Origin of the sequence: uncultured Aquimarina sp., from assembly GCF_947492965.1 — a bacterium.
Lineage (GTDB): Bacteria > Bacteroidota > Bacteroidia > Flavobacteriales > Flavobacteriaceae > Aquimarina.
The window spans coordinates 412392-435235 of the sequence record NZ_CANLOZ010000005.1 but is presented as its reverse complement, the minus strand read 5'-3'; the positions used below and the strand labels follow the sequence as shown (position 1 = coordinate 435235).

At 32.8% G+C, this 22844-nt stretch carries 19 protein-coding genes; 8 read left to right on the top strand and 11 right to left on the bottom strand.

The features are described 5' to 3' along the window. The first annotated feature begins 17 nt into the window (after positions 1–17). From Q1B37_RS15530 to Q1B37_RS15520, 3 genes are all read left to right on the top strand, one after another. Positions 18–1379: an HTTM domain-containing protein gene (locus tag Q1B37_RS15530; RefSeq protein WP_299899891.1), complete on the top strand. Its 1362-nt coding sequence runs from the start codon at positions 18–20 to the stop codon at positions 1377–1379. Continuing rightward, positions 1360–3831, top strand: coding sequence for a TonB-dependent receptor (locus tag Q1B37_RS15525; protein ID WP_299899890.1), 2472 nt, complete (start codon positions 1360–1362; stop codon positions 3829–3831). Before Q1B37_RS15530 ends, Q1B37_RS15525 begins: the two co-directional genes overlap by 20 nt. A 96-nt stretch (positions 3832–3927) precedes the next feature. After that, positions 3928–4440, top strand: coding sequence for a PAS domain-containing protein (locus tag Q1B37_RS15520; RefSeq protein ID WP_299899888.1), 513 nt, complete (start codon positions 3928–3930; stop codon positions 4438–4440). 145 nt (positions 4441–4585) lie between these two features. Here Q1B37_RS15520 and Q1B37_RS15515 read toward each other — a convergent pair whose 3' ends face one another. After that, positions 4586–7834 carry a S41 family peptidase gene (locus Q1B37_RS15515; RefSeq protein WP_299899887.1) on the bottom strand — a complete coding sequence of 1083 codons (3249 nt, stop codon included), beginning with the start codon at positions 7832–7834 and terminating at the stop codon, positions 4586–4588. A 320-nt stretch (positions 7835–8154) separates the two neighbouring features. Here Q1B37_RS15515 and Q1B37_RS15510 point away from each other — a divergent pair, with 320 nt between their 5' ends. Further along, entirely contained in the window at positions 8155–8487 is a 333-nt protein-coding gene (locus Q1B37_RS15510) for a hypothetical protein (RefSeq protein WP_299899884.1), read from the top strand. Between the two features lie 48 nt (positions 8488–8535). Here the strand turns inward: Q1B37_RS15510 and Q1B37_RS15505 are convergent, their stop codons facing one another. Continuing rightward, a complete protein-coding gene (locus Q1B37_RS15505) occupies positions 8536–10143 on the bottom strand; it encodes a class I SAM-dependent methyltransferase (protein ID WP_299899882.1) in 1608 nt (535 codons plus the stop codon). A gap of 90 nt (positions 10144–10233) precedes the next feature. After that, complete coding sequence (locus Q1B37_RS15500; protein ID WP_299899880.1) at positions 10234–10491, bottom strand: DUF1456 family protein; 258 nt, start codon at positions 10489–10491, stop codon at positions 10234–10236. 104 nt (positions 10492–10595) lie between these two features. Between Q1B37_RS15500 and Q1B37_RS15495 the strand changes: the two genes are divergently transcribed. Then, a complete protein-coding gene (locus Q1B37_RS15495; protein WP_299899878.1) occupies positions 10596–10997 on the top strand; it encodes a TerB family tellurite resistance protein in 402 nt (133 codons plus the stop codon). Between the two features lie 209 nt (positions 10998–11206). Further along, positions 11207–11638 (top strand): Hsp20/alpha crystallin family protein, encoded by a 432-nt coding sequence (locus tag Q1B37_RS15490; RefSeq protein WP_299609434.1) that lies wholly within the window; start codon positions 11207–11209, stop codon positions 11636–11638. A gap of 70 nt (positions 11639–11708) precedes the next feature. Here Q1B37_RS15490 and Q1B37_RS15485 read toward each other — a convergent pair whose 3' ends face one another. The 5 genes from Q1B37_RS15485 to Q1B37_RS15465 form a co-directional block, all read right to left on the bottom strand. Next, positions 11709–12179: a hypothetical protein gene (locus Q1B37_RS15485; RefSeq protein WP_299609437.1), complete on the bottom strand. Its 471-nt coding sequence runs from the start codon at positions 12177–12179 to the stop codon at positions 11709–11711. A gap of 232 nt (positions 12180–12411) precedes the next feature. Continuing rightward, on the bottom strand, positions 12412–13047 hold the full coding sequence (locus Q1B37_RS15480) for a DUF2306 domain-containing protein (RefSeq protein WP_299899876.1): 636 nt from the start codon (positions 13045–13047) through the stop codon (positions 12412–12414). Between the two features lies 1 nt (position 13048). Beyond that, the gene (locus tag Q1B37_RS15475; RefSeq protein ID WP_299899874.1) at positions 13049–14074 is read right to left on the bottom strand and encodes an aldehyde reductase; all 1026 of its coding nucleotides are present in this window, start codon (positions 14072–14074) and stop codon (positions 13049–13051) included. Positions 14075–14096: 22 nt separating this feature from the next. Further along, entirely contained in the window at positions 14097–14855 is a 759-nt protein-coding gene (locus tag Q1B37_RS15470) for a LytTR family DNA-binding domain-containing protein (RefSeq protein WP_299899872.1), read from the bottom strand. A gap of 1 nt (position 14856) precedes the next feature. Continuing rightward, positions 14857–15933, bottom strand: a complete 1077-nt coding sequence (locus tag Q1B37_RS15465; RefSeq protein ID WP_299609445.1) for a histidine kinase — start codon at positions 15931–15933, stop codon at positions 14857–14859. 326 nt (positions 15934–16259) lie between these two features. Here Q1B37_RS15465 and Q1B37_RS15460 point away from each other — a divergent pair, with 326 nt between their 5' ends. Then, the gene (locus Q1B37_RS15460) at positions 16260–18644 is read left to right on the top strand and encodes a TonB-dependent receptor (protein WP_299899870.1); all 2385 of its coding nucleotides are present in this window, start codon (positions 16260–16262) and stop codon (positions 18642–18644) included. Between the two features lie 114 nt (positions 18645–18758). Continuing rightward, complete coding sequence (locus tag Q1B37_RS15455; protein WP_299609450.1) at positions 18759–19217, top strand: DUF1569 domain-containing protein; 459 nt, start codon at positions 18759–18761, stop codon at positions 19215–19217. 85 nt (positions 19218–19302) lie between these two features. On the opposite strand, the gene Q1B37_RS15450 is transcribed toward Q1B37_RS15455, so the two are convergent. From Q1B37_RS15450 to Q1B37_RS15440, 3 genes are read right to left on the bottom strand one after another with little or no spacing between them, the layout of a single operon-like run. Next, positions 19303–19902: a hypothetical protein gene (locus Q1B37_RS15450; protein ID WP_299899868.1), complete on the bottom strand. Its 600-nt coding sequence runs from the start codon at positions 19900–19902 to the stop codon at positions 19303–19305. Positions 19903–19911: 9 nt separating this feature from the next. Then, on the bottom strand, positions 19912–21354 hold the full coding sequence (locus tag Q1B37_RS15445; protein WP_299899866.1) for a hypothetical protein: 1443 nt from the start codon (positions 21352–21354) through the stop codon (positions 19912–19914). Further along, the gene (locus Q1B37_RS15440) at positions 21351–22646 is read right to left on the bottom strand and encodes a serine hydrolase (RefSeq protein WP_299899864.1); all 1296 of its coding nucleotides are present in this window, start codon (positions 22644–22646) and stop codon (positions 21351–21353) included. Before Q1B37_RS15440 ends, Q1B37_RS15445 begins: the two co-directional genes overlap by 4 nt. Positions 22647–22844 lie beyond the last annotated feature (198 nt).

Below are 22844 nucleotides of genomic sequence, written 5' to 3'. Positions count from 1 at the left end.
TTTATCTTCAGTATTGTATGATATATCAACGAAACGAATATTTAAAAAATTATACGGAGGCTGCACCACTTGCAGTCTTTCGTATTTTTTTTGGGTTAATGATGTTGATCAGTATTATTCGTTTTTGGAGTTATGGATGGATAGATAAATTGTATATCCAGCCTACTTTTTTCTTTTCATACTATGGATTGGATTTTATAAAGCCAATCGGTAATTACACATATCTTATTTTTGGTGTTTGTGCTATAGCTAGTATTTGTGTAATGCTAGGATATCAATATAGAGTAGCAATTATTACCTTTTTTTTAAGTTTTACTTATATAGAGTTGATGGATAAGACCACCTATCTAAATCACTACTATTTTATAAGCATTCTTAGTTTCTTACTAATTTTTTTACCGGCAAATGCATACTATTCACTTGATGCTAAAATAAAAGGAAAGTCTTTTCAGAAAGTACCCGTTTGGGCTATAGATGCCTTAAAATTACTGATAGGAATTGTGTATTTCTATGCAGGTTTGGCAAAACTCAATTCGGACTGGTTAGTACGTGCGATGCCTCTTAAAATTTGGCTTCCTTCTAAGTATGACATTCCTTTAATTGGAGATTTAATGCAGCAAGAATGGATGCATTATGTATTTAGTTATTCTGGTGCGATCTATGATCTTACTATTCCATTTCTTTTACTATTTAGAAAAACTAGAGTTGTGGCATTTGGTCTAGTTGTTATTTTTCATGTTTTAACCAGAGTACTTTTTCCGATAGGTATGTTCCCCTATATTATGATTGTTGGAGCTACCATTTTTTTTGGGGCACAAGTACACCATAGAATATTAGGTTGGATATCTAAAATAATGAAGATAAATAAAGACTATTTTGATAGTAATATATCTCTGGTTTTTACTCAAAATAAGACTAAAATAATTACCACTATACTAGGGTTGTTTTTTGTGATTCAATTACTTTTGCCGTTTCGATTTTTACTATATCCAGGAGAACTATTTTGGACCGAAGAAGGGTATCGTTTTTCTTGGAGAGTAATGCTTATGGAAAAAGCAGGATATGCTAATTTTAAAATTGTGAATGCTGAAACAGGCAAACGATTTTATGTGGATAATGATGATTTTTTAACCGCATTTCAGCAAAAACAAATGGCAACCCAGCCTGATTTTATTTTGGAGTATGCGCATTATCTAAAAGCACATTTCGAAAAACAAGGGCACCAAAATGTGCAAATATTTGTAGAAAGTTACGTAGCGCTTAACGGTCGGTTAAGTACTCAATATATCGATCCTAATGTGGATCTGGGAAAACAAAAAGAGTCATTTAAACATAAAACATGGATTATTCCATTTAAGGATGAAATTAAAGGATTGTAAAGTAGTTGTCTTTTTTTTACTTATAACAACTATTGTGTCGGGGCAGTATAGTATTAAAGGGGTTGTAAAAAATCAAAATAACCAACCTGTTCAGGGAGCTGAGGTTTATAATAGATCCAACGGTGATCAAACAGTTACTAGAAGCGATGGTAGTTTTGAACTTAATGATGTAGAACAAGGGGTTTGTTACCTATCTGTTTTTAGCTTTGATTATGAAATTTTAGAAAGACAAATTACCGTTTCTGATAATGTTGAAATTAGTCTGGTTTTACAACCATTAGGAGAAGAATTGTCAGAAGTGGTAATTACGCAACGTAGAGAAAAAGTTTTTGGACTCAAACAATTAAAACCAGTAGAAGGTACGGCTATTTACGCAGGTAAAAAAAGTGAGGTAGTTTTATTAAGTAATGTACAAGGTAATTTAGCATCCAATAATACTAGACAGATTTATGCACAAGTAGCAGGATTGAATATCTATGAAAATAGTGTAGGTGGATTACAGCTAAATATTGGTGGTAGAGGATTGGATCCTAATCGTACTTCTAATTTTAATACACGACAAAATGGATATGATATTAGTGCAGATGTATTAGGCTATCCAGAAAGTTACTACACACCCCCTGCAGAGGCTATTGAGGAAATACAGGTTGTTCGTGGGGCTGCTTCGCTTCAATATGGTACGCAGTTTGGTGGTTTGTTGAATTTTAAAATGAAGAAACCAAATCAGAATAAAAAGATCGAATTGATTTCTCGACAAACATTAGGCTCTTATAATTTGTTTACTAGTTTTAATAGTTTAGGTGGCAGCGTTGGTAAGTTTAGTTACTACACTTATTTTAATTACAAAAGAGGAGATGGTTTTAGACCTAATTCCGAGTTTGATTCTAAAAATGTTTATGCGCATTTGGGATATCAATTTTCTGATAGAACTAAATTAATTGGTGAGTTTACGTATTTAGATTATTTAGCGCAGCAACCTGGCGGTTTAACGGATACCCAGTTTAATATAGATCCTACGTTTAGTAATAGAACTAGAAATTGGTTTGATGTTAATTGGAAGTTATTTTCCTTAAAGTTAGAGCATCAATTTTCGGATAAGACGGATTTTAGCATTAACCTATTTGGATTAGATGCGTCTAGATCTGCTGTTGGTTTTAGAGGAATTCCAGGGAGTTTAAATACAAATCCTATTACAGACGTAGATGAAGTAGATGGAGAGGGTAATTTTGTAAACTCCAGAGATCTTATCGTAGACAATTTTAAAAATTGGGGTGCAGAGGTTAGATTGTTAACTAGGTATAGTTTATTGGATACAGAGTCTGTATTCTTAATAGGATCAAAATATTATCAGGCTTTGAATGATTCCAGACAAGGATCTGGAGGACTTGGGTCAGGACCAGATTTTAATTTCCAAGATGAAACTTTTCCAGATTACCCAAATCAATCTTCTTTTGATTTTCCAAATTTAAATGCATCGGTTTTTGGAGAGAACATATTTAAATTTTCAGATAAGTTGTCTCTTACGCCAGGATTTAGATTTGAATATATTAAAACAGAAAGTGAAGGAAGTTTTAATAACGTAATATTTGATAATGCTGGAAATCCAATTTCTAATACAGAAGAAACCGATAATAGAGATTTGGAAAGGTCTTTTTTTCTTTTTGGAATAGGATCTAGTTATAAATTAAATAACTCTTTAGAAATATATGCAAATGTATCACAGAATTATAGATCTATTACATTTAGTGATATTAGAGTGGTGAGTCCTACTTTTAGGGTAGACCCTAATATTGGAGATGAAGAAGGGTTTACGGCGGACGTTGGATTTCGAGGTAGATTAAATAATATGCTATCTTATGATATAAGTGCTTTTGGGTTAGTGTATGATGATAGAATTGGTATTGTGTTTAATGATAGAGCAGAGCGTGTAAGAGGAAACATTGGAGATGCTTTTATTTATGGACTGGAGAGTTTTGTAGATTGGAATATTTGGAATACGTTCTCTGCGGATAATGAAAATTACAGATTGAGTTTGTTTGCTAATACTTCATTAACCACATCCGAGTATACAGCATCGGATCTTGCTGGAGTAGAAGGTAATAAAGTTGAGTTTATACCAGAAGTGAATCTTAAAACTGGATTGAAATTTGGTTACAAGAATTTTCTTTCTAGCCTTCAGTATACATACGTCTCCGAACAGTTTACAGATGTTTCTAACGCTTCTGCTGCCTTAGATGGAGATAGTAGAAATGGTATTATAGGAACAATACCGGCATATTCGATTTTAGACCTTTCGTTGTCATATACCTATAAAATGTTTAAACTAGAAACAGGTATTAATAATCTATTAGATGAAAGTTATTTTACACAAAGAGCTACCGGATATCCAGGACCAGGAATTATTCCTTCAGAACCATTAACTTGGTACACTACTTTGCAGTTTAAGTGGTAATTTATATAGTATTTAACTTTTGTTTACTTGTATAATTAACTTTTGTTCAATGAATTAATCCTAATTAAATCAATACATTTGCCCAAAACCAACATTATGAAGGAGTTCGAAGGATATGACAATATGATGGCAGAATATTATAATTCTGTTCCGTCTCTTATTTTGCCACTTACGAGTTGGGAATTTTATAGTGAACACAATTGGTTTTTACAAAACTTTAAAAACGATCTTGATAATCTAAATAAGATTACTAAGAAATGGGATTTCGAAAACGTATACCATAATGAATTAGTTCATAATAAATCTGTAATTGTAATAACAAATCCAGAACTTAAAATCGTGTATGCTACCCGTAATATTGAAAAAATGAGTGGTTATACTCCAGAGGAAGTGATTGGAAATTCTCCCAAAATGTTTCAAGGTGAGCAAACTGACCATACTATTTCTAAAACTATTAGACAAGCGATTGACAACGAAGAACCTTTCGAGGTGTCTATTGTAAATTACAAGAAAGATAGATCTACCTATTTATGTCATATTAAAGGATATCCAGTACGTGATAAGAAAGGTAGATTGATCAATTATATCGCTTTTGAGCAGGCAGCTTAATTGTTTATTTTATTCACTCAATGTAAGTCATGCATTTTTTTCTAAAGTAAATTTTATAAAAAAGTGAGTTTAAAACATATAGAATCGTTTTAAACTCACGTTATTAAATTATTGTGATATCTCTAGTTTTTGAGATTTATCAGTTTTAATTGCTAGCTCTTTTTGGATAAGGAGGTCTTTTGTATTGTTTTGGAGGATTGCTTTTCAACTCTTTTAAAACCACTTCTATTGCTTTTTCCAATTGAGGATCTTTTCCTTTGATTACTTCAGAAGGTAATTGATCCACTTCGATATCTGGAGCTACTCCTACATTTTCTACAATAAACCCATCTTCTGTCCAGATAGCAACATTTGGAGCGGTGACACTGGCGCCGTCGATGAATTCTGGAAATCCTAAAACACCAACTAAACCTCCCCAAGTTCGCTTACCAACCATTTGTCCAACTTTAAATTTTCTGAACATCCATGGTAACATATCTCCACCAGATCCAGCAGTTTCATCGATGATCATTACCTTAGGTCCTTGAATAGAAGCACTAGGAGTTTTTAGATCCTTACCATATCTAAAATTCCAATGGGATTGGTAAGGGTTTAGTAATAGATTTATATAGTAATCTGCTATTTGTCCACCACCATTAAAACGTTCGTCAATGATAATAGCTTTTTTATTTGCCTGCGGAAAGAAATATCTCTTAAAGTATTCATGGCCAGCTCCTGCCGTATTAGGAACATAAACATAAGCTACTTGTCCATTGGTGGCCTCATGAACTTTTTTGAGATTACCTTCCACCCAATCGCGATTTCGTAATCTATATTCATTTTCTATAGGAGTTACTTTTACTACTCTAGCGTCTTTATAGCTAGCATTAGGGCCAACTGTAATTTCAGTGATTTTGTTGGCTGTATTTTCAAAGACGCTAAATAGATTTATAGTACTTTCTACATTTTTTCCGTTTACCGCTAATAAATAATCGCCTTCATTAACTAATACACCAGGTTCTGTTAGTGGAGATCTTAAATTAGGATTCCAATTTAAACCACCATAAATTTTCTTGAACCGATATCTGTTATTTTTTATTTCATAATCTGCTCCCAAAAGACCACCAGGAATTCTTTTTGGGTTGTTTAACCTTTCTCCACCTCCTTGGAGTCTATGATGTCCTACAGATAGTTCACTACACATCCATTGTATGACTCTATTAAGATCATTTCTACATGATAAATGTGGTAAAAATTGTTCGTACTTTTTCTTCATACCTTTCCAATCAGAACCATGCATTCCCGGATCATAAAAATAATCTCTATTTATCCTCCAGGCTTCTTCAAATATATTTTTCCATTCCTTCGTTGGATTCATTTTCACCTCTATACCATCAACTTTTAAAATACCTTCTCCAGCTTTTGGTTTTTTTCCTGTGTCTGTGATTCCCCAAGTATCTCTTTTTCGATAAAGCATTTTTTTACCGTTTGCAGAAATAACATAATCGTCCAGATCCATAACTTTAGCATCCTTACGTTCTTTTAGATCATATTGATGAAGGGAAGAAGGTGCGGAACGATCTAATGGGTTCCAAGAAACATATAATATTTTGTGAGCTTCACCAGAATCTAATCCATAATAATTACCAGCTCGTATTGGAAGATCAATGATTCGATTTTGAATACCATCTAGATCAATGTTTAATAATTTTTCCGTCTCTTCACTTTCTGATGAGTTTTCTTCTTCTTTGGATTCTTCTTCGTCACTTTCTTTGGCAAAAGGAGAGATAATATCTTTTCTAAGTGTAGTTAGATAAATGGAGTTTGTAGAATTCATATCCTGATTAGACTGATCAAACCAGTTTACAACAGGTCCAGCATCTGTAGAAGCAAAGAAATAAATATAATCTCCACTAGGATCAAACACTGGATTGGAGGCATTGCTTAATCCATCACTTATAGGATAGGATTTAGAATCTTGTAGATGATATAAAAATACTTGCTCAAAATTAGAATCTATGATTTTTGTATACAAAATCCAATTAGAATCATTCGACCAATCTCCAAATAGGTTTCTAAAAGGACCAGGAACATAATATTCATCGTTGGCAATTTTAGAAACTTTTTTAGAATCAATATCTAAAATGTATAAATTTCTACCATTATCTGAAAAGCTTATTTTTTTGCTATCTGGTGACCAATTGGTGAAAGCATAAAATCCAGTGCCAGGTATTGTAAACTTTTTTAAATCACCTTTACCATCTTGTGATTTAATGTGTAATTCATATTCTCCCGAACTATCCGAGAAATAGGCGATGTGTTTTCCATTTGGAGACCACGCAGGATATTTCTCATGACTTCCAGGGCTTTGGGTTAGATTTCTTGGATCACCTTTACTTTCAGGAACTGTTATGATTTCTCCTCTATAATCAAAAACAGCTCGCTTTCCGGAAGGAGATATTTCTGCAGAACGAACATATCTGGAACCATTTACATAGCGTTCTCGTAATTCTAAAAGATCTGTTGAGATTCCTATTCTTAATTTTGAAACTGCTTTAGTGTTGATGTCATAGGTATGTAGATAGCCAGCTTGTTCAACAATTATTTTGTTATTCCCTAAATCTGCATTAATAATTGGAAACTGATCAAATTTGGTTAATTGTTCTATGTTTTTGGAACCTACATCGTATGAAAATAAATTAAATTCGCCATTTCGATCACTTAAGAAGAATACGGTGTTATTTACCCACATAGGTTGTACATCGTTACTTCCTCCCTTGGGTTGAGGAATTTTAACAATAGATTTGTCTTTAAACGAAAACAACCAAATGTTAGCAGTTGTACCTCCTCTGTAGTTTTTCCATTGCTGAAAACGTTCTCTTATCGGAGTGTACGCCATATACTGACCATCTGGAGAATACGTGGCATGCCAAGCGTTCGGTATTTCTAGCTCATTAGGAAAACCTCCGTTAACTGGAATAGTATAAAGTTTTGAATATCTATTTGTATGAATAGCTCTTTGAGAATTGAATAATATCGAGGAACCATCAGGAGTAAAACCTAAAACCATATCCCTTGTTGGATGCCAAGTGAGTCTTTTCGGAATTCCTCCTTCTATAGGAATGGTAAACACATCGATATTACCATCATATTCTGCATTAAAAGCAATAATCTTACCGTCAGGTGAAAAGACAGGATTGGATTCGATTCCTTTGTCTATAGTTAATCTTCGTGGTTGAGAACCGTCTGATTTGGCAATCCAAAGATCTTCTGCATATATAAAAGCAATATGGGATTGACTTATTGCAGGTGTATGCAACATTCTGGTATCGTTAGGATCTGTAGAATAAGATTTAAAGGAGCATAAAAATGCTACAAAGAATACTTTGTAAAAAGCTGAATTTAATTTTTTCATGAGTGATGATTGATGATAATTTATGTGATTTGTGATTAACGATTGATGAAATTAAGTTTTTATCAATTGGTTTTTGTTAATCAAAATTTAAAATAATCAAGTTTGCAATTATTTTATAATGTAATTGCTGCAAAATAATAGTTTCATAGGTTTTTAGTGCAGACCCTTTAAGGTCGGTAAAGGATGTGTCTTTGTTAGGTTGAAAATTCCGCAAACTGTTATTCGTTAGTTTGTTAATCTGCTGTTAAAGATGTTTTGGTAGTGTAACAATCTTTGATTTCTGGTCGTCTTATAAACATAAATCAATAAAAACGAATAGAATGAAAAAATTAAATGTTATGCTGTTAGCAGTGGCTTTCGCAATCAGTAGTGTTGCAAGCGCGAGTACAAAACCAACAAAATCAGAAACTAATTTCACAAGCGAAATTAAAGAATTGTTAGAAAATCCATCTTTCAAGGTGGAAGATGAAATCGAAGCTAGCGTTACCTTTACCTTAAATAACAAAGGTGAAATTGTAGTGTTATCTGTAGATTCTGATAGCAATATTGTAGAAGGTTTTATTAAGAACAGATTAAACTATCAGAAGTTAGAAGCTAAACCTGCAACGGGTGTTAAATTCTATACAATGCCAGTGAGAGTAGTTGCTTCTTAGATAGTAAATAGTATAAAGTTAAATCCCGGATTCATCACCCGGGATTTTTTATTTTCCAGTAATATAATTAATACTTACAGTAGCAAGGTCTGAATCCGGAAATTTAGAAAAATAATCCTGATGACTATGCAAACCAACTTCATTTATAATTTTTAGAAAAGAACTTATTTCTAAAATATATTGATCAGAAAAGCCATGAGTTGCATCATAAGCAGTAGCGGCAGTTCGTCCTATGTTTTTCGAGGTTATTTCTGGTGGAATTGTATGAAGTTCTATAACAATAAGTCCAAATTTCGCAATATGAGGTTCCCATTTTTTGAAATGATCTTTTAGATTTCTTTCCACATCGTTATTAGATAATAATTTTCCTCTATAAGCAAATGCTCCAGTTGATAGACTTGGATTGTCTAACTGAGCTAGAGGTTCGCTCCAAATTCGATTATGATCCAAAAAGGTTCTTACAGAAAGTAAGTCTTTGAGGGCAATTTTATAATTTTCGTTTAGATCTTTTTCTAATAGATCAGGATCACTAATATCACCCCAGATTACCTTGGCCCATATATCCGCCTGGATGAGGTTTGCTCGTGTGGCTTTTAACGCGGCTTTATTATAATCTGCACCTACTAAAAATAAAGGATGATCATCGAGATGTTTCCCTCTTAAGGTTTTGGTAGCAATAATGTCGAAAAGATGAATTAAAAAAGCGCCATTGCCACAGCCCATATCTAGAATCCCTTTAGGTTGTTCATCTAGAGGTTTATTAAATAAACGGATAATAATTTCGTCGATCTTTTTAAAATAGGTAGAATGGGCACCGCCGCTTCCCCAAACATTCATTTCTCGATCTACATGAGTTTCATCGGTATCTTTTTCGGTATTCCATAAAATAGTTGGATCTCCCAATAGCAGTTGATCCATTTGTCGAAACATTGGAATATAAGAAACCGTTACTCCATAGGCAGTTGCTCTTTTAGCAAAAAATAAACCTTTATTGGTAAAAGTGTAATTGTCATTATTTTTACTAAACCATCCTAAATTCGCTAAAAATGTAAGGATCGTATCAAAGCTTTTAGGAAACTTATGGTACTCATCTGCACTGAAGGAAGCTTCCATAAAGTATTTATGAAACATACCTCCCATACCTAAATGAACAATAGTAGGACCAACTAGAATTCCTTCGATGTGTTTTAGGATTTGTTTTTGTATAGTTTTGGTAGTCTCATTTTCGGAAAGTTGAATGTTAAAGGAGTTTTTAAATTCCTGAAATAGATTCTCGAGTTTGCGGAAAGGTTCTAATTCGAATTTTCGATGATGAAACTTTCCTGAATATGCCAGAAGATCGACAACACCTTCGTATAATTTGAAATGTTCAAAGGCTATTTTGGTATTTTCGTTTACAGAAATAAAGGGAATAGTATCTATGATAGTATAGTCTAACCATCCTTGTGAAGATAACATTCTAAGGGCTACATTAATATATCCCGAATTGCCTTTAAAATGTTCTGAGATTTCTACTACTGATGATTTAGAATGATCAAGAATGTAGTCTGTAAGACCATTTTTTAAGAGAGAATACGCTACTGGAGCGATAGTTATTCCGTCTAAATGTCTAAATAATTCTTCTCGGAATGTTTGCTTTTCCTGTTTTGTTAGCATAGATACTTGATTGGTGTATGTTTGAGTTTATTGATAGCATTGAGATACACAAATTAAGCATTTATTTCATAAGTTGCTATTACTTTTGTATTATTGAGAAGAAGGCGGCTTTGGTTTTTTTTCGGGCATAGGACCTCGTAAATGAATAATAAGTCCATTGAGAAAATTACGTAGAATTTGATCTCCACATTCCATATATTTTGGGTGGTTCTCATTTCTAAAAATAGCACCCAGTTCGCTTTTGGAAACTTTAAAATCAACCAAAGCACAAATTTTTACGATTTCATCATCACGTAGTTTGTGAGCTACTCGTAATTTCTTAAAAATATCATTGTTTGTTAAACCCATGGGACAAAGGTACTTTTTTAATTGACTTCAAAAAAGATATCCTTCTATGTTTCATAACAAATATGTTTATAAGATATTTGTACTCTTTAAATTTTGGAAAATATATGTATACCAAGGAGGAGAAATTGAGTTTATTATCAGAAATGATTGAGTTTGCAAAAGCAGATAAGGAAATTAAAGATGAGGAGTATAATTTTATATTGGCTGTAGCTTCGCAATTAGATGTTACCGAAGAGGAAATAGGGTATTTGGTAAGAAACAATGCAGAGAAAAAGAACTTGCAGCCAGAATCCCAGAGAATACTTCAGTTTCATAGATTGGTCTTGCTAATGAATGTTGATCAGGAAACCAATCCTGCAGAAATAGATAAGATAAGAGAAATGGGATTGCATATGGGATTAAGAGCGGAAGCTATTGATACTGTTTTAAAAGAAATGCACAAGTATCCAAATAAAGTAATTCCTCCGAATGAATTGATTGCTATTTTTTCGAGATTCTATAACTAGAGAGGAAAAATAAACTTCTTATAGCTAACCTTCAGTGATCATCTGAAGGTTTTTTTATGCGGTTTTGTCACAGAAAACAATATAAAATTGACAAAAAGTCAGTTTTGTATATTGTATAAATGACAAAATGACATAAAAAATGTAATGGAATCCATTTTGCTATATACATATCGAATTTAAATCTAGAATAACTTAAAAAATAAAATACAATGAGTTTAATAAAAAGAACAGACAGATTACCATTTATTTTCGATGATATTTTTAATACTGATTGGTTTGGAGGAAGTGTTAACGAGCACAAAATAGGATTCAATACACCAGCTGTTAATGTGCAGGAAAATGATAACGAATTCGTTATCGAGTTAGCAGCGCCAGGATTAGTAAAAGAAGATTTTAATATCGAATTAGACAACGAAGTGTTAACGATTTCTTCTGAAAAGAAAAACGAAGTAAAAGAAGAAAAAGATTCTTACACTAGAAAAGAATTTAGTTACAGCACATTTAAGAGATCATTTAATTTACCGGATACTGTTAATGTTACAGAGATTATAGCTTCTTATGATAGTGGCATATTATCGGTAAAACTTCCTAAAAAAGAAGAAGCAAAAGTACAGCCAAAGCGCTTTATAGAAATTTCATAAGTTGTGAGACTTAAGTTAGTTAGTTAATGTTACGTAAAACGCCCTCTAAATTTGAGGGCGTTTTTGGTATTTATAAGCTGTTTCCGTAGTAACAGTCCTGGGATAATGCTTTCGAGTAACTTATCTTATCTTGTAAATCCATGATAAGATAAATTTCTTTTTTCAACTTGATTTCAACTCTATTTTGCTTCCAATAGATTTTGATATCCTTTGATTTTAGATTTTTAATATAGCTATATTTATTGGCGTAGTTTGTAGTTAATGGCGGAGCATTTCCATTTTTGGTAGCCTCTTGCGGACTTATAGTTATAGATTCAGGATCTACTACAGAACAAAGAAAACCATCAAAATCAATTCCTTGTTTATCTTTGTTTAGTAAGTATACCCAAACAGAATATTCATCTTCTTCTATCATTAAAGTTCTTCCAGAAATAGGATCCGTAGAAGTAATAAATATTCCTTCTACATTGGCAACTAATTTGGTTTTAGGTTCACCAATGGCAAAAACACTGGTAAATAGGGATAGTAAAATTAGTTTCATAGGGGACGTTTTATATTAATACTAATTTATATTCAGCAATTTATTATGCTAAGCCCTAAAATGTAATTATATAAATGTTTGAGTGAGAGATAAATGAGTATGAACAACTCATCTTAATTTGTGAATCACTAAATTACTAAATTAATTATAAAGTTGTATGCCTTGTATGTGTATAATTTTGTGAGATTTTCCCGTAAGATTATGAAGGAAAAATCCTATAAATATTTGAAGATCATAAGTGTATAGATTTGCGAATCGTACTATTTCTAAGATCATTATTACGTATTAGGAAGTGAGAAATTACTAAGTTAGGAACCCAACATAACCAGGCAACAATTTTATACGCAACTATAAAATCACCAAATGATAGCGTAAGTAGAGGTAACCATATTCTTAAAGTAACTGCAGCAAAACAGCATGCAAAGCTATAATACATATATTTTTTATGGGTGTCCATTAACCCTTGTCGAATATGGCTAAACCCAATAAAAGTGAATAGGATCCATAGTACTCCAAGACTAATAAAACCTAACGAAGCTATTATACCACCTGTTGCAAAAAAGCCGATATAGATTCCTGCTAAACCACTAAACAATGCAGATATGACATAGACTCTTCCACAAAAGCGATGTAATTTGATTTTACTTACACGAATTTTTTCACTGAACTGTGTCCAACCCGTTAAGAGAGCAATTCCGCCAAGTATAATATGAAAATAAAAAGAAATATTCCAAGCGAGATCTAAAAGCAGTTTTGGGTCTTTAGTACTGAGTAGACCAAACTCTCGATGTAGTATAAAATAAGAAAAAGGATATAGACCAATGAGAATACAGCATAGTACAAATAGAATTCTAATACCTTTTTTCATATTACGCTAAACTGAGTTTTATAGCGCTTTCTGCACATGCCAAAATAGCTTCTTTTACAGGTATTGGTTTCCAATCTAACAGTTTAATAGCTTTATTGTTGCTCACCTTTCGTTCAGTACCCAAGTCTATTAAAATAGGTTTGATAGTTTTATCGATATTAGAAAATAGACGAACAGCAAAATCTGGTAAGGTAAATTTAGGAACCTTTTTGTTTGGGTAGTTTTCTCTTAGAATATTAGCCACTTCTTTAAAAGTCATATATCCTGCTGAGCATACAAATCGTTCTCCTGCAGCTTCTGGAGCTTCCAAAGCTTTGATGTGTAAATCTGCTACAGATCGAACATCTACCATATCAAAACCAATTCTTGGAATCGCTGGAGAGCTGCCATCTAAAGCTTTAATCACAATATTCGCAGAAGTCCCAAAATCTTTCTCTAATATCGGTCCCAAAATTGCGCCTGGACATACAGTGGTTAATTCTAATCCACTAGTATCTTGTTTAATAAAACCCCAAGCGGCTTTTTCTGCGATTGTTTTGCTTCTAAAATAAGGTGTGGAATCTAACCGGTTATGAATATCTGTCCAGTTGTTTTCATCGAATGTACTTTTTCTATTATTTTTATCTTTCCCATAGATAATAGCTCCAGACGATGAGGTAAGAACAACTCTTCTTAATCCATGTTTTGAAGCTGCTTTTAAAATATGTAATGTTCCATTTTTTGCAGGTATAATAAGATCATCCTCGTTTTTGGGTAGTTCTCTAGGAAAAGGAGAAGCGATATGAATAATATCCTGAACTTCGCTAACGAGATCATACCATACTTCTTCATCTAATAAGTCTGCTACAGCGAATTCTAAATTATCAATATATTCGGTGTTTTGAGCTATAACCTCTTTAATCTCTGAAACTCGATCTAAATTCCTAAGTGTACCAATTACTTTATAGCCTTTATTTAATAGTTGGATTGCAGTGTGTGATCCTAAAAAACCAGTTACTCCTGTTAATAATACTTTTTTGGTGTCCATGTTTTGATAATTTTTAATGATATCAGAGATCTAACCACTTTTTAAAATTTGAGGTTCTTTCTCTAGAAACGATAATTTGTTCGTCTTCCTGAGGTTTTAATTTTAGTAATAATCTGCTATTGAAGTAACTATGGATTTCGATAACGGACTTTACAGAGATCATAAATTTTCTGTTGATTCTAAAAAAATGAACAGGATCAAGAATTTCTTCTAGTTGATCAATAGAATACTCGATAGGGTATTGTTGTCCCGTGTGAGAGTGTAGAAAAATTAACCCTTCGTTTGATTTAAAATAGGCAATATCATCCACACTAAACGTGTTAAACTGATTACCAACCTTGATCATAAAACGTTTTTTATATTCTTTATTGAATAGTTTTTTGATGCTTGCTAGTTTTTGTTCATCAAAAATCCCATTGTTGTTAGACTTAGATTTTCGATATTTATTTAAGGCGTTGTTTAGGTCATTTCTGTCAATAGGTTTAAGCAAATAATCGAGTCCATTATACTTAAAACCTCTTATAGCATATTCGTTATACGCAGTTGTGAAGATAACAGGAGGATGATCTTCTAGCATATCTAAAATGTCAAAACCATATCCATCATTTAACTGAATGTCCAAAAATATCAAATCAGGTTTTGGGTTATCTTCGAACCATTGCCTCCCATTTTCTACAGAGGTGATTTGCCCTATGATGTTAATTTCAGGAGCCAATTCTTCTATTAAAGAAGCTAATCTTTTAGAGGCAAAGTTTTCATCTTCTACAATTACTGCTTTCATCTTAGGATACTTTTACAATAGAAACATCTTTCATGTTTTTTGGTAGTAAAGGAATGGTTACTTTAAAATATCCATTCTCCGTTTCTATTTTTATGTTTTCGTTTGTATAAAAAGAATATCTCTTTTCAATATTTTTTAATCCTAACTTAGTGGATTCTTCTTTTCTTTTTCTAACATGCAAATTGTTTTGTACTACTAAACTGGTGTTTTCAACAGAAATGATAGTGATCTCAAGAGGTTTTTCTTTAGAATAATAATTATGTTTTAAAGCATTTTCTACCAGCATTTGAAGAGAAAGAGTCGGAATAACAAAATCTTTGGGATTTACTGATATATGCGTAGTAATGCTAAGAGCGCCTTCGTGTCTTACATTCATCATGAAGATGAAAGAGTCTAAAAAATTAAGTTCCTTTTCTAAACTTACCAGATCTTCCTCTCGATTGTCTAAAATATATCGGTAACAGGTTGCTAATCTGGAAACAAAATCAGAAGCGAGATCTCTGTCTTCATACATTAAAGATGTTAAGGTGTTTAGACTATTAAATAAAAAATGAGGACTGATCTGATTTTTCAAAGATTTATATTTAGAGGTCATTATTTCCTTTTGCATATCATTCATCTTATTCTCCATTTCTTTTTTCTGTTGTAAAGAATGATAAAACAAATTGAAAATAATGAGGGCAAATCCGAGAATCGCAGCTCTGAAGAAATCAATTCTAAATCGTAGCCAGGGATCAGCAGCATCTATTTGACAGATCTGATCAAATTGAAAAATGGCCAAATAATATATCAATGCAGAAACCGGAAGACATATTGCTAGATTAATTAGTAATATCTGTATGCCTTGTTTTATATCAAGACCACCACCATTTTTGGATTGTTGTCTTCTTACCAACCAATCATTGCTTTCCCAAGCAAGCATAAATAAGAAAAAAGCACTACTATAATAAAATACACCAGGTGCATCAAAAATGGAATCTTTCTCATCATGTACTATGGTAAGCTTTATTAAAAAGTATACCACATTAATGATGATAAATCGTATTCCTAATTTTTTTAAAGTAGTCTTTTTGAACATATTGCATGTAATAGTACAGTTAAAGATACGTAAGAATGGATCAAATTGAAGATTCGTTTTCAGCGAATTGTCAAAAAACGATCTGAATTGTAGTAAAAGTCATTTTATCTGCAAATGGACTAAGATCATGCCCTTAAAACAACTTCAAAGAAGGTTTCATGCACTTCAAAAGTAAAAACGACGACTCTACTAATTTAATTTTGTTCATCCTGAAGTAGTTAGCAGATTTGAGTAAAATCAAAAAGATAAGAAATAAACAATAATCATTTTACAAGTACCTATAAAGATGATTAATGAGAAACTCTGTCTGACTAAAAATAAAAGAGATGAAAAAAATAATGCTATTATGTACATTACTATGTATTTCCTTTATGAATGCGCAAACTGGCACTATAAAAGGATTGGTCATTGATAAACAATCAGAAACTCCCTTAGTAGGTGCTACCGTAGAATTGTTAAATACAGATGAAATCAATGGCGTGATTACAGATTTGGATGGATATTTTACCCTTGAAAATGTACCATTAGGTAGACAAATAATTAGAGTAAGTTATATTGGTTTTGAATCGATAACCTTACCAAATATAGTAGTAACTTCTGGAAAAGATGCTGTGGTGAATGTTTCGCTTACAGAGGCTTTTGATCGGTTAGATGAGGTGATTATTACCTCAGATACTAATAAATCCAGAGCAATCAATAAGCTTACTTCGGTATCTGCTCGGCAATTTAGTTTGGAAGAGGTAACGCGTTTTTCTGGTGGTAGGAGTGATGTAGGTAGACTAGCAGCCAATTTTGCAGGTGTATCGGCTCCTGATGATAGTAGAAATGATGTAGTTATTAGAGGTAACTCGCCTACAGGATTGCTTTGGAGATTAGAAGGAGTGCCAATTCCTAGTCCTAATCACTACAGTACTTTAGGTACTACGGGTGGACCCGTTTCAGCATTAAACCCAAATATGCTAAAGAATTCTGATTTTATTACCTCTGCTTTTCCTTCCGAATATGGAAATGCTATTGGAGGTGTATTTGATCTTGGTTTTAGAAAAGGAAATAAAGATGATTATGAATACACCGCTCAAGTTGGAATTTTTACTGGAATCGAGGCAATGGCAGAAGGACCTTTAGGTAAAAATAACGGTTCGTTTTTAGTAGCAGGAAGATATTCCTTAGTAGGATTATTAGGAGTAGGAGCAGGAGGAACCTCTGCAGCACCTAATTATAGTGATGTGTCTTTTAATCTTGATTTTGGAAAAAGTAAGTTGGGTAATTTCTCTCTATTTGGAATCATAGGTTTTTCTAATATTGACTTTTTGGGTGATGACATTGATGAAGATGATTTGTTTGCAGCAGAAGATGAAAATACCTTTGTAGAATCTGGTTTCGGAGTTTTAGGAGTAAAACATCAAATTAATATTACTGATAAATCGTACCTAAAAACAATTCTTTCCGGATCTTTTACAGGAAATGATTTCGTAGCTGATCGTTTTATTGATAAAAATACTCCACAAGAAAGAACAATTCTTTTTACAGAAGCGGATAATACCGAAAATAGATTTACATTTTCTACATTGTTTAATTCAAAGCTTAGTAGTAGAAGCACGATACGAACAGGAGTTTTGGTAGAGAATATAGGAGTAACATCCTTACTTAGGGATAGAACAGAGCAACCAGATCTTAATAATGATGGTGATCCTGATATATTTACATTTCGTGATATCGATGAAAACCTAACCATATTTCAACCTTTTATCCAAGGACAGTTTCGACTTACCGAAAAGCTTACATTAAATACCGGATTGCATGGACAGTATAGTTCTCTTAATGAGCAGTTTGTCTTAGAACCAAGAGCAGGACTTAATTATAAAGTATCACAAAACCATCGTTTGAGTTTTGGTTATGGATTACATCATCAACCCGTATCATTACCGCTATTATTCTTAAACGAAGAAATAAACGGAACCATAGTGCAGTCTAATAAAGATTTGGATTTTGTGAGAAGTAATCACTATGTACTAGGATATGATGTGAAATTAGGAAGCAGTTGGCGTGCTAAATTAGAAGTGTATTATCAGGATATTGATAATGCTGCAGTAGAGCCATTTTCGTCTAGTTATTCTTCATTAACCGAAGGAGCAGATTTTGGATTTGATAATGATAGAGTTTCTCTGGTAAATGAAGGAATAGGATTTAACCAAGGAATTGAACTGACCGTAGAACGATTTTTTAAGAATGGATATTACGGTTTATTAACTACGTCCTTATTTGAAAGTAAATATAAAGGAAGTGATGGTATCGAACGTAATACGCCATTCAATAATGGATGTGTATTGAATTTACTGGCAGGAAAAGAATTTGCTATGGGTAAAACAAAAAAAGATGTATTGTTTTTTGATACAAGAGTAACTTTTTCTGGCGGGCGTTATTTTACACCTGTTGATTTAACTGCTTCTCAAGCTGCAGGTTTTGAAGTGCTACAAGAAGATCTGGCATTTAGCGAACAGAATGATGGATATTTTCGTTGGGATGTAAAGTTTGGCTACAAAATAAACAGTAAGAAAAAGAAAACTTCACATCAGTTTTATGTAGATCTTCAGAATGTAACTGCCAATGAGAATTTGTTTGCCAGACGATATAATCGATTAACCAATAATGTAGATGAGGTAAATCAGATAGGATTTTTCCCTGATTTTGGATATAGATTTGAATTTTAACATAAATAATTGATATGAAACACAATGAGATAACCATTATTTACGTTTGGGGATATCTGTAACTTGGTTTTTGGGGATATGACGAGTTAGCAGTTTGGACGTTAAATGGGTTATATGGAAAACCAGTTACAAGATATTGCTTATTTGATTCAGTTTAGAGATCGATGTAATAGTCAGGTTTCTAATGTCACTGTGGCTTGGCATTTGGATCATATCCTTAAAGTAATAAATAAGATTCATACAATTCTTCAAAATTCGGATCCCACGGTATATGAGAAGCGTTTTAATGTATGGCGCAGTATTTCTTTTTTATTTAGGTTTATACCTAGAGGAAAAGGAAAATCTCCGGCATCGGTTTTGCCTCCAAGTGATATTAAGACAGAGAACATTTTATCACAACTCGAAGAGGCAAGAATACACATTTCTAAATTCGAAGAATTAGATGAAAATGCGAATTTTATGCATCCTGTTTTTGGTCAATTAAATAAAGGTCAGGCGAAATATTTTTTAAAAATCCATACCAAGCATCATCTAAAGATCATTCGAGATATTTTGGGTAAGAGTAGAGAATGAGTCTATTTTACAGGTATATGCAATGAAAATTAATGTAAATCGGGACTCAGAAGATTCAGAATTTATATCATTAAAAGAGAAATAATCATAATGTTTTATTTCTCTTTTCTATTTCAAGAGCTTTTTTATAAAATTCTCTAAACTTTTCTTTAGTATATAAAGCGTTCATAGCAGATAGAACATCTGGCAATGATAGGCTACACCATTCCCATAACATGGTACTGAAGTTATACCGATACATCTGTTTTCCGACTTCTTTTCTGATCATTTGTACTTCATTGATACTAAAACCATTTTCTAAAAGTAAAACTTGTACTTGTTGTTGATACTCTTCGGTTAGTTCGGTATCTAGATAAGGTTCTAGAATCCAATCCCAGTTCCAACTATATGCTGATAAAGGGATATTATTTTTATGTGCAAATGTTTTTAAATCCTCTTTCTTTTCTGCAGCAATAAAAATGATATCTTCTTTTAGAATAACTCTTGCAGTACCAAAAGCAATACAGATAGAGACAATATCCTTAGCGCTAATTCTTTTTTCGGGATATACAAAGGAAGGTTCGAAAGGATAATTGTAAACCCAAATATCTTTCTCATTAATTTTAGACGCTCCAATTCCAGAAAACAGAAGCGTAGGAATGATTTTTTTAGTTCGCTTTTTAAATATTTTTCTAAAAAAATTCACTTAATCGAATTAATAGTTTACTACAAAATTAAGAAATCCTCCTGTCCAATTAGACGTTGAATTCGTTATATTTCGAATTCCTTTACCAGGAAAAGAAATACTAAATCCTGCATTAAAGAATAAATGTTTGCCAATAATTTTATTATACTCTATAAATACATCATCTGCTAAATGAGAATTGGTTACTCCAGCAATCACGGTAGGAATTTCATTAGAAAACTCCACTCGCGCAGCTTGTCCAAATTGTATAGGACTTCGTAATTGTTGAGCAGCAATATGAGCATATCTCAGCGTAATAATATCATTAGACGAAGGTCTTACCTGAAACGTTAAGCCTTGTGACTGTACATTAGAATTAATAAATACCATTGAGGATTTGGATCCTGTGGACCATGAACTTGGAGAACCTTCAAAGTATAGTGGATCAAATCGTTCTTGATTATCGGTGTCTGGATTATCTCCAGAAAAGAATTGATAAGAATACATTAATGTTGGTTTCCAGGATACCTTTGGAAATAGATAGGCCAATTGCAATCGACCTCCTAATGAAGAAAGATCTATCGTAGGATTGAATTGATACGCAACATCCATTCCTAAGGATACCTTATGTGAACTTTTACCAAAGAGATTTATTTTAGAATATAGATTTAGAGCATTTAGATTTTTCCTATCTCCTATAGTAATAGTTGGAGGGCCTTCTCCATTTGGTGCAGCCTGAGGATAAGGAGCATTAGAATTTATAACTCGTATGTATGATAATCCTAGATATCTTTCTTTGGAAATAAAATAATTGACGTCTAAACCAGCTAATTCATTATCAGTATCATTAGAAGGCAACTCATTTGGTGCTAAATAAAAGAATGTACTATTGAATTTATTTTTACTTACTTTTCCTAATATAGTTTTTTGCCAGGCTTTCCTAGGTCCAAATTTCAGTGCACCACGCTCAAACCCACTAGAAGCTCCGTTAGAGATTAACATTCCTGTGCCTAATTTGAGCGGTTGAGATCCTATAGATAGCTCTACTAAAACACTGTCTTTTATTCTGAAACGATACCCTATATAAGCATCTTCTAAGGTTATCCGCCCAGTATTTTTTGCATCAAAAGCGTCTACACCCCAAGTGTAAGATCCAACACCCGATATTTTGGCATAGATACGGGAATTGGATTTAAAATTATGATAAAAAGTTAATCCTGGTTTTGCATAAAGTTCTAACCATTCTGTATCTGAATCAAAGTCTAATTCAGGGACATCTGCTAAATTCCAAAATAAATTGGTTTCTCCTACTGCATTTGCGCCAGCTTGTAACTGACCTTCAATCGTAATGCCATTTTTACTATAGAATAGGAGATCAGATTTTTCTTGTGACGTGGTCGATATTGTTACAAATAGAATAAAGCTACAGACTAAATTAGAAATATGTTTATATCTACCTAATGAGTTTTTCATTTTTCTAACAAATATTTAGCTACAGCATGATAAGCGGGTAGAGAAGTAGGGTCTATTTTTGCATTTTTGGCTTCAGGATGAGATGAGAATCTAACTAATACCATTTCTGCTTTTGGATCAATATAGATTGTTTGTCCATGAACGCCTCTTGCTGCAAAAGCGTTATGCTCATTATGAGTAATCCACCACATATCTCGATAACTCCAATTGGTTAATGTTTTGTAAGCAGATTTTCTGAAAGCTTCTTGATTTCCTCCCTTCATAATATTTTCAACAGTTTTAGAAGGTATTATTTGGGTATTGTTGAAATACCCTTTGTTACGTATCATTTCTCCAAACATGGCCATGTCTCTAAGATTTGCGCTAAATCCACCACCAGCAAAAGCAATTCCGGCACCATCGATCTGAAAATATCCATCGACATGAGTACCTAGTGGTTTCCATATTTTTTCCGATAGTAGGTGAGGAATACTTTTATTAGTTACTCGAGAAATAATCCAGCCCAGAGCATCGGTATTGATTGTTTTGTAACCAAACTCGTCTCCATGCGTTCCATTTTTTTGAACAGTTTGAAGATATTCATAATAGTTGTTAGGACCGTTATAAGATTTTGGTTTAGGCAAAGGGTTACCTGCAGCCGAAAAGGACCAGATTTCAGCATTAGGATCCGAATAATCTTCGCTATATTTCAAGTTTGTAGTCATGTCTAATATTTGCCGTATGGTAGCATCTCCAAATGCAGAATTTTGAAGTTCTGGAATATATTGAACAGCTTTCGCTTCTTGATCTAATATACCTTCGGTGACTAATATAGCACCCAATGTTCCTGTAAAAGTTTTACTAACAGACATAGCTGCATGTACACCATCTTTCGTTAATTCACCAAAATACCTTTCATAAACAATAACTCCTTTGTGCAATATGATAATTCCATCGGTATAATTCTTATCTAGAGATGTCTTCCAACTCATTTTTTCATTACGATCTAATGGAATAAATTCAATTTCATCTATAGCAGGGTCTATTTTTGTAGTAAATTGATATCGATTAGAAGAAGCAGATTTTACCTCGGTAGTAGGCAGAAACTCTCTCATATGACATACACTATATCGCAATGCAGGAAATGTAAAAAAACTACCGTTAGATGCAGAGATAATTTTTTCTTTGGTTGGAGGGTATCCTTGCATCCATTTTAATGTTTTAGGATCCGAATCTTTTGCACTAAGGAATTTTTGAGCATTAAGTTGATAGTTTATAAGTACAAACAGAGTTAGAAGAAAAACCTTTTTCATAAGATGATAGTTGATTAATCTTGAAAATATATTCCAAGGTGTGAGGATGAACTTTTTTATTTCTAAAGATACTTAATTTACAGTGCTTTATGAAAGGTTTTTAGATTAGATAGACATGAGTACGACTTCTCCATTTTGTAATATGAAGAGAGGTGTTTTTTTCTTGATTCATAATTATATTCAATACTTTTTTAAAAT